Annotated in this window: 13 protein-coding genes and 3 pseudogenes; all 16 read left to right on the top strand. The window is 40.0% G+C overall.

What is annotated here, in order from left to right; all coding sequences use genetic code 11:
• The first annotated feature begins 133 nt into the window (after positions 1-133).
• The 16 genes and pseudogenes from glmU (at position 134) to JCM19043_RS08345 (ending at position 18,002) form a co-directional block, all read left to right on the top strand.
• Positions 134-1,509, top strand: a pseudogene (gene glmU / locus JCM19043_RS08420) (bifunctional UDP-N-acetylglucosamine diphosphorylase/glucosamine-1-phosphate N-acetyltransferase GlmU).
• Positions 1,510-1,558: 49 nt separating this feature from the next.
• Positions 1,559-2,512 carry a ribose-phosphate diphosphokinase gene (locus JCM19043_RS08415; protein ID WP_062321667.1) on the top strand — a complete coding sequence of 318 codons (954 nt, stop codon included), beginning with the start codon at positions 1,559-1,561 and terminating at the stop codon, positions 2,510-2,512.
• Between the two features lie 146 nt (positions 2,513-2,658).
• Positions 2,659-3,297, top strand: coding sequence for a 50S ribosomal protein L25/general stress protein Ctc (locus JCM19043_RS08410; protein ID WP_062321665.1), 639 nt, complete (start codon positions 2,659-2,661; stop codon positions 3,295-3,297).
• A 565-nt stretch (positions 3,298-3,862) separates the two neighbouring features.
• Positions 3,863-4,420 (top strand): aminoacyl-tRNA hydrolase, encoded by a 558-nt coding sequence (pth, locus tag JCM19043_RS08405; protein ID WP_062321663.1) that lies wholly within the window; start codon positions 3,863-3,865, stop codon positions 4,418-4,420.
• Between the two features lie 210 nt (positions 4,421-4,630).
• A pseudogene (gene mfd / locus JCM19043_RS08400) lies at positions 4,631-8,152 on the top strand (transcription-repair coupling factor).
• A 67-nt stretch (positions 8,153-8,219) separates the two neighbouring features.
• Positions 8,220-8,753 carry a stage V sporulation T C-terminal domain-containing protein gene (locus JCM19043_RS08395; protein WP_062321662.1) on the top strand — a complete coding sequence of 178 codons (534 nt, stop codon included), beginning with the start codon at positions 8,220-8,222 and terminating at the stop codon, positions 8,751-8,753.
• A 284-nt stretch (positions 8,754-9,037) separates the two neighbouring features.
• Entirely contained in the window at positions 9,038-9,880 is an 843-nt protein-coding gene (glcT, locus tag JCM19043_RS08390) for a glucose PTS transporter transcription antiterminator GlcT (RefSeq protein ID WP_062321660.1), read from the top strand.
• A gap of 182 nt (positions 9,881-10,062) precedes the next feature.
• Positions 10,063-12,071: pseudogene (ptsG, locus tag JCM19043_RS08385) on the top strand (glucose-specific PTS transporter subunit IIBC).
• 140 nt (positions 12,072-12,211) lie between these two features.
• Positions 12,212-13,744 (top strand): polysaccharide biosynthesis protein, encoded by a 1,533-nt coding sequence (locus JCM19043_RS08380; protein WP_062321659.1) that lies wholly within the window; start codon positions 12,212-12,214, stop codon positions 13,742-13,744.
• 40 nt (positions 13,745-13,784) lie between these two features.
• Entirely contained in the window at positions 13,785-15,101 is a 1,317-nt protein-coding gene (locus JCM19043_RS08375) for a MazG family protein (protein WP_082394494.1), read from the top strand.
• A gap of 60 nt (positions 15,102-15,161) precedes the next feature.
• On the top strand, positions 15,162-15,434 hold the full coding sequence (locus JCM19043_RS08370) for an RNA-binding S4 domain-containing protein (RefSeq protein ID WP_062321656.1): 273 nt from the start codon (positions 15,162-15,164) through the stop codon (positions 15,432-15,434).
• Positions 15,435-15,490: 56 nt separating this feature from the next.
• Complete coding sequence (locus JCM19043_RS08365; RefSeq protein WP_062321654.1) at positions 15,491-15,778, top strand: YabP/YqfC family sporulation protein; 288 nt, start codon at positions 15,491-15,493, stop codon at positions 15,776-15,778.
• A complete protein-coding gene (gene yabQ, locus JCM19043_RS08360) occupies positions 15,778-16,245 on the top strand; it encodes a spore cortex biosynthesis protein YabQ (RefSeq protein ID WP_143103170.1) in 468 nt (155 codons plus the stop codon). Before JCM19043_RS08365 ends, yabQ begins: the two co-directional genes overlap by 1 nt.
• A gap of 136 nt (positions 16,246-16,381) precedes the next feature.
• Positions 16,382-16,759 carry a septum formation initiator family protein gene (locus tag JCM19043_RS08355; RefSeq protein ID WP_062321651.1) on the top strand — a complete coding sequence of 126 codons (378 nt, stop codon included), beginning with the start codon at positions 16,382-16,384 and terminating at the stop codon, positions 16,757-16,759.
• 77 nt (positions 16,760-16,836) lie between these two features.
• Positions 16,837-17,247, top strand: a complete 411-nt coding sequence (locus tag JCM19043_RS08350) for a S1 domain-containing RNA-binding protein (protein ID WP_062321649.1) — start codon at positions 16,837-16,839, stop codon at positions 17,245-17,247.
• Between the two features lie 221 nt (positions 17,248-17,468).
• Positions 17,469-18,002, top strand: a complete 534-nt coding sequence (locus JCM19043_RS08345) for a polymer-forming cytoskeletal protein (protein WP_062321647.1) — start codon at positions 17,469-17,471, stop codon at positions 18,000-18,002.
• Positions 18,003-18,047 lie beyond the last annotated feature (45 nt).

The following is an 18,047-nucleotide window of genomic DNA, read 5'->3' as shown; positions in this document are numbered from 1 at the left end:
ACCTTTGTTATTTCAATGAAATTCTAAGGAATTGGATTGATTTCACGCACCTTTTAAGATATATTTTAACATGGTATAATTTTATCAAGTACATAATTCAAAACATATCAATAGATTAATCGGAGGTTTCACTATGAGTAAACGATTTGCTGTTATTTTAGCAGCAGGGCAAGGTACACGCATGAAATCCAAGTTATATAAAGTCTTACACCCCGTGATGGGACGACCAATGGTTCAACATGTCTTAGACCAGCTACAATCGCTTGATTTAAGTGAGATTATTACCATTGTCGGTCATGGTGCTGAAAAAGTAAAAGAAGAGCTAGGTGAAGTAAGTCAGTTTGTCTTACAAAGAGAACAATTAGGGACCGGACATGCTGTCATGCAATCGGAAGACTTGCTTAGAGACAAAGAAGGTGTGACGCTCGTTGTTTGTGGGGACACCCCACTGTTAACTAAAGCCACTTTGGAACAAATGTTTCATTACCATCAAGAAAAACAAGCAAAAGTGACCGTGTTAACAACAACGATTCCTGACCCAACAGGTTACGGAAGAATTGTGAGAAATAGTGATGGTGATGTTTCGAAAATTGTCGAACAAAAAGATGCCTCAAAAGAAGAGCTAGCGATCCAAGAAGTAAATGCTGGTACGTATTGTTTTGACAATGCCTTTTTATTTGACGCATTGAAAAATGTGTCTAATGACAATGCGCAAGGGGAATATTATTTACCAGATGTGATTGAAATTGCGAAAAAACAACAAGAAACCGTCGCAGCTTATCAAACAAAAGATGCTGATGAAACGCTTGGTGTGAATGATCGTCTAGCGCTTAGTGAAGCAGAACGTTTGATGAAACAGCGCATCAACAGAGAGCATATGAAAAATGGTGTGACGATCATGGATCCATTAACGACATACATCGCCCCAACGGTTCAAATTGCTTCAGACGTCGTCATTGAGCCAGGGACAAAGATTTTAGGTCATTCTATGATTGGGACAGATTGTGTGATTGGCCTAATAGTGAAGTTATTGACAGTCATATCGGAGAACAGTCTAAAGTCCTTCATAGTGTCGTACATGACAGCAAGGTAGGAAATCGCGTTAATATCGGTCCATTTGCGCACGTACGTCCAGCCTCAGATATTCGTGATGATGTGAAAGTCGGCAACTTTGTGGAAGTGAAGAAATCTGTTATTGATGATGGTAGTAAAGTATCTCACTTAAGTTACATTGGTGATGCTGAAATCGGTAAGAATGTGAATGTCGGTTGTGGTTCGATTACAGTGAACTATGATGGATTAAATAAATTTAAAACGATTATTGAAGATGATGTGTTTGTTGGATGTAACACGAACTTAATCGCACCGGTGACTGTCGGACGCGGGGCTCTTGTTGCGGCTGGTTCAACGATCACAAAAGATGTACCAGAAGTCGCACTTTCAATTGCCAGAGCAAAGCAAGTCAATAAAGATGGTTACGCTAAAAAGTTAAACAAGCTATTAAAATAATAGCCGTTCATAAAACTAAAACAATCAAATTAAATGGAGGTCTGACAGAATGTCTGTTGATTATCAAGATCGTAAATTAAAGGTGTTTTCACTGAGTTCAAACCCTGAATTAGCTAAAGAGGTAGCGGAACATATTGGTGTACCGCTCGGTAAAAGTTCAGTGACATCATTTAGTGATGGTGAAATTCAAATTAATATTGAAGAAAGTATTCGTGGTTGTGACGTGTACATTATCCAATCGACATCAGCCCCAGTTAACCAGCACTTAATGGAGCTTTTAATTATGGTCGATGCACTAAAACGTGCTTCAGCTGCGACGATTAACGTCGTTATTCCTTATTACGGTTATGCACGTCAAGACCGTAAAGCACGTGCTCGTGAGCCGATTACTGCCAAACTTGTGGCGGATATTATTCAAGAAGCGGGTGCTGACCGCGTGATTACGCTTGACTTACACGCACCACAAATTCAAGGTTTCTTCAACATTCCTGTTGATCAACTTGTAGGGGTTCCCATCTTAGGTGATTACTGGAGCGAGAAAAATCTAGAAGATGTTGTGATTGTATCACCTGACCACGGTGGAGTGAGTCGCGCCAGACAACTTGCTGAGCGCTTAAAAGCACCGATTGCGATTATTGATAAACGTCGCCCACGCCCGAACGTGTCAGAAGTGATGAACATTGTTGGTAAAGTCGACGGAAAAACAGCGATCTTGATTGATGATATGATTGATACGGCCGGTACCATTAGCCTAGCAGCTAATGCGTTAATTGAAAATGGCGCAAAAGAAGTCTATGCTTGTTGTACACACCCTGTTCTGTCTGGGCCAGCGATTGAGCGGATTAATGACTCAGCGATTAAAGAGCTTGTCGTGACGAACTCCATCGTCTTACCGAAAGAAAAGCAAATTGATAAAGTTGTGACATTATCTGTCGCACCACTTATTTCAGAAGCGATTATTCGTGTACACGAAGAGCTATCTGTCAGTGTTTTATTTGATTAATTAAAATTTTATGTTTAATGTGTGCTGCTTGTGGGAATATACTCTAGTAGAATCGCTTCTTTAACGTGCTTAGATAAACTTTAAGCTTATCGATTCTAACAGTTGTTAGATAGAAAAAGAACGAAATTTATTGGAGGTTGACACTTATGGCAGTCAAGTTAAAAGCAGAACGAAGAGATGATTTAAAGAAATCGAATACGAAAGCTATTCGCGATAAAGGATTTATTCCTGCGGTTGTGTATGGTAAAGGAAAAGAAACAATGACCGTTCAAGTCGACAGCATTGAGTTATTAAAAACCGTGCGTGACGAAGGACGTAATGCGATTATTAGTTTAGATGTAGACGGCACATCAGTTGATGTCATGCTACATGAATACCAAGTAGAACCACTTAAAGATCAGCTTGTTCACGCTGACTTTTATATCGTTGATATGAAGCAAGAAATGGACGTTATGGTTCCGGTTCACTTAGAAGGCGAATCAAAAGGTCAAAAAGAAGGCGGCGTGTTACAACAGCCTGAATACGAACTGGAAGTACGTGCAAAACCTGCGGATATTCCAGAAGAAATCTTACTTGATATCTCTGACTTAGAAGTAGGGGATTCGATTATGGTCTCTGACTTAAAAGATGGCAAGAACTATGAAATCTTAGATGATGAGAACACAACCATTGTTGCGGTCACAGCACCAGATAAAGTAGAAGACTTAGAAGAGACGGAAGAAGAGGAAGACTTAGAGCCTGAACTCGTTGGCCAAAAAGGTAGCGGTGAAGGAGACGAAGAATAAACGTCTTACAGATAGCATGCTTATTAAAAGCTTGGATGACTGCGGTCTTCCAAGCTTTTTGATTGTATAATCATCAGATTTTTTCAAAATAAGAAGCACTTAAAAAATGAAAGCTGGGAATGTTGTATGTCATTACTAGAGGATTATATTATTGCTCTTACGAACCTATACGGTATCGTCTCTCCAGAAAAAGTTCAGGAGGTCTCAGCCTACAGATGACATGACATCTAGTTTTGTTACGACGATGCAGGGTTTCTTTGTCTCGAATTTAATTAAAGAGTTTAATTAACTTGATTATTACACGAGTTTAAAGAAAAACAAGCCTTATTACGTGCCGAAGAAACAACCATTACTCAAATATACCGATCCTTATTATAAAGAAAACGGTATCAGTTTGTGTCCCTATAGTTCTCATCGCCATTTATAACCGTGATCTAATAGCCTACCCATCGTTTTTAAAGCAGTGACTTAAAAAACGATGGGTAAAGAGTGATTTCTCTTTCATTTTCATTTGAAAACAAGTAGAATGGTAGTCAGATATAACCAACTGGAGGATGTTAGACAAATGAAATTGATTGTTGGACTAGGAAACCCTGGTCGCAAGTATAAAGATACACGGCATAATGTTGGCTTTATGGTCATCGATGAACTCGCCAAGCGAAAAGGTTGGGGCCTTAATAAAAAGAAGTTCCAAGGTCATTATGCTTATGAAGTTGTCGGCACAGATAAAGTGATTTTATTAGAACCACAAACGTATATGAATTTGTCGGGCGAAAGTGTTAAGCCGCTCGCGGACTTTTATGGGATTAAATCTGAAGATATCGTTGTCGTGTATGATGATTTAGATTTACCAACGGGTAAAGTACGCTTACGACAAAATGGGAGCCATGGTGGTCATAACGGGATTCGATCAATGATTGACCAGTTAGGGACGAAAAACTTTAACCGGGTACGAATCGGGATTGATCGTCCAAAAGAAGGTTTAACCGTCACCGATCACGTGTTAGGTCGTTTTAGTAAATCAGAACGCGCGCTTATTGATGAAAGTGTGGAACATGCCGCAACGGCTTGTGATGCGTTTATAACAGAAGACTTTCAGTCTGTGATGAATAAGTTTAATTAAGCGACGCGCTAATTATATACCATATTAGAAAGAACCCTCTTAGTCATTGACTAATGAGGGCTAGTTGTATTGGTGATGTCTATTCGACATAATCGGTAAAGATTCGTGAAAGCGGGTCGTTTAATGACAGCAAAAGAAGAATAGGTGTAGCTTTGGTCGAATAACCAAAGCCTTTTACTATGTATAGATACAGAAAGGTGGGGATTTCCTTTGCGAGAAATGAACCGATATTTATTAACTTACGATGACGTCAATTCAATGGTTGACGGAGTCAAAAAAGGTATAGGTGAACAGCAAGTATCCGGTCTTCCAGGATCGGCGAGAAGTTTATGGATGGCAAGTATTCAACAAGCCGTGGAAAAACAAACCGTCGTCGTCACACATCACTTATCACAAGCGCAAGCACTAGTAGATGATTTATCCGATCTTATTGGTACGGATCAGGTCTTTTTATATCCGGTAAATGAATTAATTGGGACCGAGATGAGTGTCGCTTCACCTGAATTAAAAGCTCAGCGGATTAAAGCGCTTGTTGATTGGACGAAGCGGGATAACGGTGTCCTCGTTGCGCCTGTGGCTGCTTTAAAGCGGGTCCTGCCGCCAAAGTCTTATTGGGAACAGTTTACACTCGCGTTTAAGGTTGGAGAAGATGTGCCGTTAGCATCTACGATACAGCAGCTTGTCTTAATGGGGTATGAACGAACGGATATGGTAGAAACACCGGGTGAATTTAGTATGCGTGGGGGCATTTTAGATTTGTATCCGCTGACAGAAGATAATCCGGTTAGAATTGAATTCTTTGATGAAGAGGTCGATTCGATTCGTTACTTCCAAGCCGATTCCCAGCGTTCGCTGCATAAAGTCACGGATATTTTTATCTATCCAAACACCGAGCGCTTACTAACGGATGATGACCGGTCAAGACTTGTTGACACGTTACAAACAAAAACAGCGGATCAATTAACCCGGATCAGTGACTCAGAAGGTCAAACACAATTTGAAGCAATGATAGAACGCGAAATTGATGCGCTTAATGATCAACAAAGCTTTGATGATTTATATAAATATAACCAATGGTTTTACCAAGAGCCTGGTAGCTTACTTAACTATTTACCGTCTGATGGCTTAATCTTCCTGGATGAGATCGGACGGATCAATGAAACGCTCGAACAACTTGATCATGAAGAACAGGAGTGGATTGAGTCACTACTCACCCACCGGCGCTTTTTCTCACATGTCAATCTATCATTCAGCAAGGAAGATATAGACGCACAAGCGACCCAGCAAAAAATCTATCTGTCCATTTTCATGCGTCAATTCCCGCATACAAAGCCTGGGAATATCGTAAACGTCCAAGCGCGTGATATGCAGGAGTTTCATGGCCAGATGCCGCTATTAAAAAAGGAAGTCACGCGTTATAAAAAGAGTGATTACTCCGTTGTATTTATGGTGAGAACACCTGAACGCGCAGAAAAAGTCCAAAGTATTTTAAAGGATTATCAAATAGAAGCAGGACTGGCGGATGAGACCACCTCATTGCCGACAAAACAACCGGTTGTCATGATTGGTCAACTCGATCATGGCTTTGAGTTACCGCTGCATAAACTCGCGGTCATTACTGACCGTGAACTATTTAAGTCCCGGGCAACAACACGAAAGAAACGACCGAAGAAAATGAATAACGCTGAGCGGATTAAGAGTTACCAAGAATTAAAAGTGGGTGACTATGTCGTTCATGTGAACCATGGTATCGGTCGTTTTATCGGGGTAGAAACGTTAGAAATCCAAGGGATGCATAAAGACTTTATGCTAATTCAGTATACCGGTGACGATAAGTTGTTTGTCCCAATTGATCAAATCGATATGGTACAAAAATATGTCGGATCAGAAGGAAAAGAGCCAAAACTTTATAAACTTGGCGGTTCTGAGTGGAAGAAGGTTAAAAGTAAAGTCCAAACGAAAGTAGAAGATATTGCCGATGATTTAATCAAATTGTATGCAGAAAGAGAAGCCTCTGTCGGGTATCAATTCAGTGACGATCACTTAATGCAGCGCGAGTTTGAAGATGCTTTTCCGTATCAGGAAACAGATGATCAATTACGTAGTATTGAAGAGATTAAACAAGACATGCAAAAAGCACGACCGATGGATCGGTTGTTGTGCGGGGATGTTGGTTATGGGAAAACTGAAGTAGCTTCGGGCGGCATTTAAAGCGATTGTCGAAGGTAAACAAGTGGCGTTCTTAGTTCCAACAACAATCTTAGCCCAACAACACTTTGAGACGGCACTCGAACGTTTTCAAGATTTCCCGGTTGATATTCAGATACTCAGCCGTTTTAGAACGCGCAAACAACAAACAGAAGCACTAAAAGGTCTGAAAGACGGCTCGGTTGATTTAATTATCGGTACGCACCGCTTATTGTCAAAAGATGTTCAATATAAAGACTTAGGTCTCTTAATTGTCGATGAAGAACAGCGCTTTGGTGTGAAACATAAAGAAAAAATTAAAACATTAAAAGCCAATGTTGATGTCTTAACATTAACAGCTACCCCAATTCCGCGGACTCTTCATATGTCGATGCTTGGGGTACGTGATTTATCCGTCATTGAAACACCACCAGCGACCGGTTCCCAATTCAAACGTATGTAGTGGAGTATAATCCGCTATTATTACGCGAAGCAATTGAGCGTGAAACAGGCCGGGGAGGACAGGTCTTCTTCCTTTATAACCGTGTCGAGACGATAGAACAAAAAGCCCGTGAGATTGAAAGTTTAGTTGAAGGTGTGCGCGTCGGTGTGGCTCACGGCCAAATGAACGAGACCGAACTTGAAAATGTGATGCATGCGTTCTTAAACCGTGAATACGACGTGTTAGTGAGTACGACGATTATTGAAACGGGTGTGGATATCCCTAATGTCAATACATTAATTGTTGATAGGGCTGACCGTATGGGCTTAAGTCAGTTGTATCAATTACGCGGACGTGTCGGACGAAGTAACCGGATTGCGTATGCCTACTTTACGTATTTACCCGATCAAGTGTTAACAGAAGTCGCAACGAAACGTCTTCAAGCGATTAAAGAGTTTACTGAACTCGGTTCTGGTTTTAAAATTGCGATGCGAGACTTATCAATTCGTGGTGCAGGAAATATCCTCGGCGCCCAGCAACACGGCTTTATTGATTCAGTTGGGTTTGATCTCTATTCAGAGATGTTAAAAGAAGCGGTTGAACGTCGTAAACACGGCTTGACCGGTGAGACAGTAGAAGAGGTTAATCCTGAATTACAACTGAAAATAGATGCCTACATTCCTGATATGTATATCTCTGATGGCAAACAAAAAATCAACATGTATAAACGTTTCCGTGTGGTTGAACATGCGGAAGATTTAGTTGACTTAAAGGATGAACTCGTCGATAGGTACGGCGATTATCCTGCAGAAGTTGAAGCGCTCATTCAAGTAACAGAATTACGCATGTATGCTAGACGTGAAAAAGTAGAACTTATTAAAGAACAAAAGAACACGATTTCACTTACGTTATCGCAAACCGCAACAAAGCAGCTATTGTTTGATAAGCTGACCAACTACGTCAATGATTTTGGACGAATGTTGAAATTTAAATTTGAAAATGATCAAGTGATTTTCACCTTTATGTTTGACAAGCGGTCACAAAATGATCGCTACAGTTATGTAAAAGGTTTATTACAGGCGCTGCATGATTTTAAAGGATAAAGATGTATAAATTTCATTTTTTCAACCCACACTAGTCTAAGAGAAGACGAGGAAGAGGGGAAAGAAGATGAAAGCGACAGGGATTATTAGACGTATTGATGACTTAGGTCGTGTCGTGATACCAAAAGAAATCAGACGTCATTTACGTATTAGAGAAAGTGAACCGTTAGAAATTTTTGTGCAACACCAAAATGAAATTGTGTTAAAAAAATATTCTCCTGTTCAGGCACTTGAAGAGATCGCCTTACCGTATTTAAGGAGCATTCACCATGAGCTTGGTTGTCCGTTATTGTTAATGGACCGGGAACAGTTTATTTTAGGTATTGGTTCAGAAACGAAACCACATCTACACCAACCGATTTCTAAACAGTTAGATGACTTGCTTGATAAACGCCAACCAGTGTTAAAAGAGACGAAAGAAACGTTGGTGTTAAGGGAAGGTGCAGAGGCTGACGTGCGGTACTATTTCGTGCCCATCATTAGTGAGAGTAATCAAATTGGTGGCATTTTAGCATTTACCGAAGGGGAAGAATGGCCAAAAGCAACCGCCAATGTCTTAAATATTTTTGTGCATTTTTTAAAAATGCAGCTAGAGATTTAATGGGAACGCGTGACTATACTCACGCGTTTCTTATTTTTGGTTTTTCTTTTGTCATTTATGTCCTATATTTTTTGGGGATGCTGTTACTCTGTTTCTTTCAAATTAACTAAAAAAGTAAAAGTATTTTGAATAAAAGATATTTAAAAGGCATACGTGTAAGAATGAGGATGAAAAAGTAAGTGAAAGTTTACGGTATATTCCTCATGTAAAGGTTTTACTTGTCAAGTCAGATCAAACCCGCTAGGATAGTAATAGCATGATGTCTCATAAGTGGGGGAAATAGTATGGAAAAAGTTTTAACAGTAGAGAAAGCGCTTAATAACAATGTGGTCATTGCTAAAGATCATGTGTTAGATGAGGTCGTTTTAATCGGGAAGGGCATTGGCTTCAATCGTAAAAAGGGCGATCCAATCGGCCTGAATGATGCCGAAAAGACCTTTGTCCTATCTGACAAAAAAGAGATTGAACAGTATCAAACGTTAATTAGACATCAAGACCCAGAACTTATGGAATTTTTAAATGATATTATCTTTTATATAGAATCACGGATGGACCAGCCACTGAATGAACATATTCACGTGGCGTTAACGGATCACTTAAGCTTTGCGATTAAACGTGCAGGGGGAAACATTCAGTTTAGTAACCCGTTCTTATTTGAAATTGAATCGCTTTATGCGAAAGAGTTTCAAGTTGCTCACGATATCGTAGATAAAATTGATGAGAAGTTAGGCATTAAGTTTCCGGAAGGTGAAATCGGTTTTATTGCCCTGCACATTCATAGTGCTATTACCGATCGCCAGATACGGGACTTAAATAAGCACCATGAATTGATTGCCTTAATGGTGGAACTGATTGAAGATAACTTAAGTGTCACCATCAATAAAGGTGATGTGAACTATAACCGGTTACTGCAACATTTACACCGAGCGATTGACCGCGTGCATCAAGCGAATATCCTTGGAAAAGAACAAAATTTAAAAAATGTCTTGAAAATGACGTATCCCACATGCTATAATCTAGCCTGGAAGTTAGTTAAGGTTATGCAGAAGCAATTAAATAAACCCGTTGATGAGTCAGAAGTGCTTTATTTAACGATTCATCTGCAACGGCTTACAAATAAAATGTAAACGTGTTACTGATTCGATCAGGCATGAGTGAAAAAGCATTTTAAAGAGTAGCAAGACGTCTACCCTTTAGTGCCTTTTTACTCATGCCTTTTTGTTTTTCATCCTAGGCCGAAAAACGATTGAGTCAAAATAAAGCGCCTACATGTTAATTGCAAATGCGAAATAAAAAGGAGGAAATTTTTATGTCAAATTTATTTGGTACTTTACAAAAGATTGGTAAAGCCTTATGTTGCCAGTTGCGTTACTACCTGCTGCTGGTATTTTACTTGCCTTTGGTGCAAGCTTTTCACAAGACACTTGGATTGAACGTTTCCCTTGGTTTGGAAATGACTCTGTCTTACTTATTTTAGAAGTTATGAACAAAGCCGGAGGGGTCGTTTTTGATAACTTGCCACTGCTCTTTGCGGTCGGTGTGGCAATCGGACTCTCTAAAGGTGACGGTGTTGCTGGTCTTGCGGCTATTATTGGTTACTTAATTATGAACGTCACCATGGGTGTTTTCGCAGGTGTGACACCGGATATGACGGAACTACCAGCCTATACACAAATGCTTGGTATTAATACGCTTCAAACAGGTGTGTTTGGTGGTATTATCGTCGGTGTCCTTGCTTCGTATATGTATAATAAGTTCTTTAATATTGAATTACCACCTTTCTTAGGTTTCTTTGCCGGTAAACGTTTCGTACCGATTATCACAGCGTTTACGTCACTGATTCTCGGTTTAGTGATGGTGTTTGTTTGGCCAATCGCTCAAGATGGTTTAAACGCACTTTCTCACTTAATGCTTGATACAAACCGTGCGGTATCAACATTTGTCTTTGGTGTGATTGAGCGGTCACTGATTCCTTTTGGTTTACACCACATTTTCTACTCACCATTCTGGTATGAATTTGGTGAATATATATCACAAGCTGGTGAAGTTGTCCGCGGGGATCAAACAATCTTCTTCGCCCAGTTAGCTGACGGTGTTAACTTTACTGCAGGTAACTTCATGACAGGTAAATTCCCATTCATGATGTTTGGTTTACCAGCTGCAGCACTCGCGATTTATCATACCGCACGTCCTGAAAAGAAAAAAGTTGTCGGTGGTTTAATGTTATCAGCGGCGTTAACGTCATTCTTAACAGGTATTACTGAACCATTAGAATTCTCATTCTTATTCGTGGCACCAGCTTTATTCGGTATTCACGCAGTATTTGCTGGTCTATCATTTATGACGATGTACTTACTTGATGTGAAAATCGGTATGACATTCTCGGGTGGTTTAATTGACTTTATTCTCTTTGGTGTGATGCCTAACCGTACCGAATGGTTCTGGGTGATTGTTGTTGGTTTAGTCTTCAGTGTCATCTACTACTTCGGTTTCCGTTTTGCGATTACGAAGTTTAACTTACAAACGCCAGGTCGTGAAGATGAAGATCAAAAAGAAACACAAGCAAGCAGTAAAGATGAGCGTCCCTTTGCGATTTTAGAAGCCATGGGTGGCGAGGAAAACATTTCAAACTTAGATGCATGTATTACACGTTTGCGTGTGAGTGTCAAAGATATCAAAAATGTTGATAAAAACCGTCTAAAAGAATTAGGTGCCAGTGGTGTGATGGAAGTCGGTAATAATATCCAAGCTATTTACGGACCAGTATCTGATACCATTCGTGGTCAAATGCAAGATATTATCGATGGTAAAACACCGCGTCCAGTTAAAGCAACAGAAGAAGTAACAAGTGCGGATGTTGACATGGACACACTTGACATCCAAAGTCCAATGACAGGTGACTTATTGCCAATTACTGAAGTACCTGACCAAGTCTTTTCACAAAAAATGATGGGTGACGGTTTTGCGATCAACCCAACCGTTGGTGAAGTAGCGAGTCCTGTCGATGGTAAAATCTTAAATATCTTCCCGACAAAACACGCGATTGGTATTGAAGCGGATAATGGTTTAGAAATCCTGATCCATATCGGTATTGATACAGTGAAGTTAGAAGGTAAAGGCTTTACGCAAATACTTGAAGAAGGTCAAACAGTGAAAAAAGGTGATGTGATCATGAAGATGGATCTTGACTATATCCGTGAACACGCGACATCAACGGTGACACCAATCATTTTCACTAACCTTAAAGAAGGACAAGCTGTCCACGTTTCAGAAAGTAAGATTGACAAAGGTCAATCAGGCTTCGCTCAATTAAGTTAAGATCTTTAGAGCACGTTGTGCTTTAAGATATATTTTTTCAGTATACCTTATTGAACGCTCTGTCCTTGCCATGGACAGGGCTTTTTTTTACATGTTTATGATATAATGGACCGTGAAGTGAAGTTGAGAGGAATGTCAGAATGAGTCAAACAGATAAAGAGATGGTCCGAGGAGCCATCATCTTAACGTATGCAGGTTTATTAAGCAAAGTGTTAAGTGCTTTTTACCGGATCCCGCTACAAAATATTACGGGAGATGTCGGGTTTTATATTTATCAACAAATCTACCGTTTATCGATGATGACGATGATGATGTTGTATGGTTTACCGCAAAGTATTGCGGCGTTAGTTATTGAGAAACCTAAGATGAGACAATATAAACGACAGATGCGAATCTTTTTATACAGTGTCTGTTTTAGCTTGTTTATCGTGCTATTTATGATGGCGCCAATGATGAGTGAGTGGATGGGGGATGCCTCTCTTGTAAGCAGCTTACGAGTTGCCTTCTTATTGTTGTTTGTTTTACCAGAGCTTTCCTTACAGCGTGGATTAGACCAAGCGAATGGTTTTAGTAAACGGACAGCTATCTCGCAAGTGCTAGAACAATTGTTTCGAGTCAGTATCATTATTACCGGCGCCATCCTTGTCGTTCGCCTTAATCTGTCACTGTATGATATCGGTGTTGTGGCGAGTTTAGGAGCAATCACGGGAGGTTTGGTCGCGCTCATTTATTTTTATGTCCAAAAAAAACACGAGGTGGTCTTACCTGTTACGGAGAGTGAGGGAGATCACGTCTATCGTGAGCTTATGAAGCCGCTCTTCATCTACAGTGTCATTATCGCCATGAATCATATGATTTTACTACTGTTACAGTGGGTCGATGCCTTTACGTTAGTCGAACTTCTTCAACAACAAGGGGTTGATTTATTAGAGGCGAAGCAGTTAAAAGGTATTCTAGATCGTGCGCAGCCACTGAGTCAATTAGGGATTGTCGCTTCTAGCTCCATTACATTAGCCCTTGTTCCAGGCTTGTCACGAGCAACGAAAGCGAAGAATACGAAACGATTTATCCATTTAGCTGAGCTGGCTTATCGCTATGGGTTATACTTATCAGGTGCCGCGACGGTGGGATTGATTATCCTCATGCCTAAAGTTAACCTCGTCTTATTTAAAGATACAGCTGGAACGCTGAGCTTACAGCTCTTTGTTGTGGCGATTGTGTTTACGTCCCTTGCCATTATTATCTCAAGTATCCTACAAGCAATAGGCAAAGGACGCCAGGTTATTACGGCACTTGTAGGTGGCATGGTTGTAAAATATCTCGCCAATCAGTGGCTTGTGCCCATTTTTTTCTTGCCGGGTGCAGCTGTGAGTACCGTTCTTTCATCCTTAACGATTTTTATCGTTAACTATTACTTACTTAAACAACATTTAAAAGCGCCACTTCGTTTGCCGTTAATGGCTTTTATGGGTTCGCTTATGGTGCTTATGGTGAGTGTTTTAGGTTTAGACTATGTGTTGAGTCCATACTTATTTATGTCATCACGTTTTGCCCAGTTTATTTATTTACTAGGGTTGATTGCGGTGGGTGTCTTTGCCTATGGCTTATCATTAATAAAAACAGGAGCGATGACAACAGAAGAACGTGCTGAGTTGTTTTCGAAAAAAAAATAACATTGTGACGTTGTCGCAATTTACAAAGAGGAGAATATTAATGGGAAAGATACAGATATGTGGCTTAGGTGGCGGTGATTTAGATCAATTGTCTGTTGGTCTTTATCGCACACTAACAAATTATCAAGCCACGGTTTATACTCGAACAGATGATCACCCGGTTATTGAGACGCTAAAAAATGATGGCGTTCAGTTTGAATCATTTGATCATGTGTATACCGCACATGACAATTTTCAAGATGTGTATAGATCGATTAAAGATACCTTAGTTACCTTAGCTACTAAGAGGGATATTTTATATGCGGTGCCGGGGCACCCAATGCTCGCAGAAAAAACCGTTCAATTACTATTAGCGGACGATACCGTCGACGTTGAGATTATCGGGGGACAAAGTTATTTAGATGACTTGTTTAGAGCTGTGAAACTCGATCCAATTGAAGGTTTTACCTTTCTTGATGCGACAGATTTAACGCGGAGAGATATCAACTATCACCAACACTTAGTCTTTTGCCAAGTATATGACCAAATGATTGCTTCAGAGTTAAAGCTTACCTTAATGGAAGATTTACCGGATGATTATCCTGTTACCATTGTAGAAGCCGCTGGTGCAGCGTCAGAACGCATTGAGACAGTGCCACTCTATGATTTAGACCGCGCGGTTACGTTATCTAACTTAACGAGTGTTTACGTTAAGAGACCAGAAGACACACTCTTATCACATCGGTTTGATTATATAAGAGACGTGATTTACCGACTGAGAGCACCGGGTGGATGTCCGTGGGATCAGAAGCAAACTCATGAATCCCTGCGCCATCACTTGATTGAAGAAGCCTATGAGCTGATTGATGCGATTAATGAGGCTGATGATGACGGCATCATTGAAGAGCTTGGGGATGTGTTACTACAAGTATTACTTCATAGTCAAATTGGTGAAGACAACGGTTATTTCTCGGTGGATGATGTCATCCGTACGCTCTCAGAAAAAATGATCCGTCGCCATCCCCATGTGTTTGGCGATGTCATGGTATCCAGTGAAGCGGATGTGATAGAGAACTGGCAAGCCATTAAAGCAAAAGAAAAAACAGACCGTCAGTTAGTATTTGACCGCGTGCCAAAGTCAGCTAGTTCCATCGTAAAAGCAGAGGCCATTAGTAAAATCTTAGCTGAAATAGATGTTTCTCCTATTACCGTTGATCAGGCGCTGGTCGCTTATCGTGATAGCGACGCTGCGACAAAAGAACACAAGCTCGGCGCGCTTTTATTTGCGCTAATAGATGAAGCGCGCTATGATAAAGTGAAGAGTGATGTGGCACTAGAAAGTTACAATCAAGCCATTTTAAAAAAATATGGGAATTAAAAGAGTAACGTTTTCACTCATGGAGTGATAAACGAAGCACAAATTAAAGGAGGATGTACGATGCGCTTAGATAAATTTTTGAAAATCTCACGCTTAATCAAACGCCGAACACTCGCAAAAGAAGTAGCCGACCAAGGCCGAATTACCGTCAATGGTAATCAAGCAAAGGCATCAACCGCAGTAAAAGTGGAAGATGAACTTGTGATTACGTTTGGCCAAAAGATTCTAACCATCAAGATTGATGATTTAAGAGAAAATGTTAAAAAAGATGAAGCTCAGTCACTATATACGGTGATAAAAGATGAACCGGTAGCAAAAAAAGATCCATTTTAATTGTCTATTTACACCCCCTTGTGCATATCGTATAAGCATAAGGAGGGTGTTTTTATATGTTGGAAAACTATCCAGTAGACATGCACGAACAAAAAGAGCACAGTGTGACCATTTTAAATCGATCATTATTAAAAATGATTGGAGTAACCGATGTCGAAAGTTTTGATCCGAGTACATTCTTATTGAACACAGTGAAAGGCCATTGTTTAATTAAGGGGGAGAATTTGCAGTTAAAGACGTTGGATTTAAAAGCACGCCTGATTGAAGTGGAAGGTACCATTGTTGACGTGTCATATATGGATCACCAAGAAAAGAAATCTTGGTTTAGTCAATATTTTAAATAATGATTGTGGCAATCGTTGTTGTCACCTTGTTTGGTTGTTACTTAGCGATGAGTTTTCATATGGATCAACGTTTAAGAATGAAAGAAAGCGGGAAAATATTCCTCACCTTTTGTTTTTCTGTTAGCCTGTATCTATCCCATGCTCTTTTTTATATGTGGTTGCTCTATCTTATTAACGATGGTGAGCATCACGCTTATTTTATTGGATTTATTATCATAGGTGTGATGATATATGAACGGTGGTTATCGACGTGGGGGCATTATGTATTAGTGGTCGTTGTTGGGTGTGTACGCATCATCTTTTTTCTCTGCCACTTACCGTATGCTGTTATTAAAATAACGCTGATGGTAACGCTCAGATGCCTTACTTTTCCGTTCTTTATTCTCATACGGTATGCGGTAAACAAGCTCAAACAATCGAAGGTGAAGAGGGAAGAACTAACAAAAGATGCGACAAATGGCGGTTAAAGACACTGTAGAACCATGAAATGACAAGGGATTTGTCTGAATTAATCCGTAAAAAGGTGGATACATTTTTAATCAAACTATAGTACAATATATGTAAGTTGAAATAGGTAGGTAATGATTAAAGGAGGAGACAGCGATGGGCGAAAGAGATAATGTCAAACGCATTCGATCAAATTATATGAATAAGTACGATGCCAAACAAGAACGTTTCAGAAGAAGACAACGCCTCTTGCGTCGACGTCTCATGGTCTTTGGAATCATCTTCTTTATAACAATTGCCGCTTTTGCGCATGCTTACCTAGAAAAGCAATCACTTTATGCGAAAAAACAACAAGAATATGAACACTTGCAAGAAGAATTAGCCACTCTTCAGGAAGAAGAAACGTCCTTGCAGGAGGAGATTAATCTCTTACAAGATGAAGATTATGTCTTACGTATCGCAAAAACCAACTATTTTCTCACAAAAGAGGGCGAAATCATATTTAAATTAACAGAAGAGACGCCATCTTATTGACATTGTTTTCATTGCCTGGCTATAATATAGCTAGGTATTATATCTTTTTTTAATTCTTAAGGAGGAGCATTTTTTTTATGTCAATCGAAGTAGGCAAAAAGCTGCAGGGTAAGGTAACGGGAATCACAAATTTTGGTGCGTTCGTGGAATTGCCAGAAGGTAAAACAGGTCTGGTCCACATTAGTGAAGTTGCCGATAATTATGTGAAGGATATTAACGAACATTTATCAGTAGGAGACGAAGTGACCGTTAAAGTCCTTAACGTTGAATCTGATGGTAAAATTGGTTTATCGATTAAAAAGGCAAAGGATAACCCGGCACCAACTCGCCGTAAGCCAAATCATAGCCAACAAAAACCAACGCGGGAACGTCCAGAGAATTTCGAGTCGAAAATGAATCGCTTCTTAAAGGATTCAGAAGATCGTCTTGCATCATTAAAGAAACATACGGAATCTAAACGCGGTGGTCGCGGAGCGAAAAGAGGCTAACTCTTACGGTAAGCTTTGAGCTTAAAATATATCAGCCAAGTCATTGTTTCTCTAGTAGAAACAGCGGCGTGGCTGTTTTTATGTGAACTAAGAAGAAAGTCCCGAAAAATGTGTAAAAAATCGCTCGTCTATACTTTTGTGTTTAAAAAGTATAGATATGTGATATAATAAACATGTACGTGTGAACGTACATAAACTATCAAACTTAGGGGGAATTTCACATGAAATTCAAATTATTTTTAGCGATGATTTTATCTGTCGCACTTCTAGCTGCCTGTGGTTCAGACGATACAAGCTCTGATGACACGACAGACGAAGGTGCAGACACAACAACAGCAGCGTCATTTGCCGATGACGGTGAAGCACTGAAAGAAACAGCATCAGAAAACGGTACATGGATCATTATCCCAACACAAGACATGACAGTGGAGGGTGAACTTGTGGTTGCGGGTGAATTCCGTGATGGCGGCGAAGAAGATGGCGACATCTACCGTAAAATCGCAGCTTACACGCAAGATGATGAGCGTAACATTATTGACCAATGGACAATTACAACCGATCGTTTAGTTGTTCAAAGTGAAAACTTAAACTTCCAAGGTGGTATCCTTGAAGGTGATGTGTATGTTGAAGCTAACGGTTTCCAATTACACGAAACAGCAACTGTAACAGGTAACGTTGTCTTTGCGAATGCCGACTACGAAGCATCAGCTGCTTTAGATGGTACGGTTGAAGGCGAAGTATCAGTAGAAGAATAATCAATAAAAGTATTAAATGAAGAGCTTGGGGCTTCCTAAGCTCTT

It is taken from the genome of Halolactibacillus sp. JCM 19043, assembly GCF_001310395.1.
GTDB classification, from domain to species: domain Bacteria; phylum Bacillota; class Bacilli; order Bacillales; family Amphibacillaceae; genus Halolactibacillus; species Halolactibacillus miurensis.
This window is presented reverse-complemented; position numbering and strand designations above follow the sequence as displayed.

Excerpts from the sequence above, each read along its gene's own strand:
- JCM19043_RS08415 (WP_062321667.1), top strand. The coding sequence starts at position 1,559 with ATGTCTGTTGATTATCAAGATCGTAAATTAAAGGTGTTTTCACTGAGT.
- JCM19043_RS08355 (WP_062321651.1), top strand. The coding sequence starts at position 16,382 with ATGGGCGAAAGAGATAATGTCAAACGCATTCGATCAAATTATATGAAT.
- JCM19043_RS08370 (WP_062321656.1), top strand. The coding sequence starts at position 15,162 with ATGCGCTTAGATAAATTTTTGAAAATCTCACGCTTAATCAAACGCCGA.
- glcT (WP_062321660.1), top strand. The coding sequence starts at position 9,038 with ATGGAAAAAGTTTTAACAGTAGAGAAAGCGCTTAATAACAATGTGGTC.
- yabQ (WP_143103170.1), top strand. The coding sequence starts at position 15,778 with ATGATTGTGGCAATCGTTGTTGTCACCTTGTTTGGTTGTTACTTAGCG.
- JCM19043_RS08345 (WP_062321647.1), top strand. The coding sequence starts at position 17,469 with ATGAAATTCAAATTATTTTTAGCGATGATTTTATCTGTCGCACTTCTA.
- pth (WP_062321663.1), top strand. The coding sequence starts at position 3,863 with ATGAAATTGATTGTTGGACTAGGAAACCCTGGTCGCAAGTATAAAGAT.
- JCM19043_RS08375 (WP_082394494.1), top strand. The coding sequence starts at position 13,785 with ATGGGAAAGATACAGATATGTGGCTTAGGTGGCGGTGATTTAGATCAA.
- JCM19043_RS08395 (WP_062321662.1), top strand. The coding sequence starts at position 8,220 with ATGAAAGCGACAGGGATTATTAGACGTATTGATGACTTAGGTCGTGTC.
- JCM19043_RS08350 (WP_062321649.1), top strand. The coding sequence starts at position 16,837 with ATGTCAATCGAAGTAGGCAAAAAGCTGCAGGGTAAGGTAACGGGAATC.
- JCM19043_RS08410 (WP_062321665.1), top strand. The coding sequence starts at position 2,659 with ATGGCAGTCAAGTTAAAAGCAGAACGAAGAGATGATTTAAAGAAATCG.
- JCM19043_RS08380 (WP_062321659.1), top strand. The coding sequence starts at position 12,212 with ATGAGTCAAACAGATAAAGAGATGGTCCGAGGAGCCATCATCTTAACG.
- JCM19043_RS08365 (WP_062321654.1), top strand. The coding sequence starts at position 15,491 with ATGTTGGAAAACTATCCAGTAGACATGCACGAACAAAAAGAGCACAGT.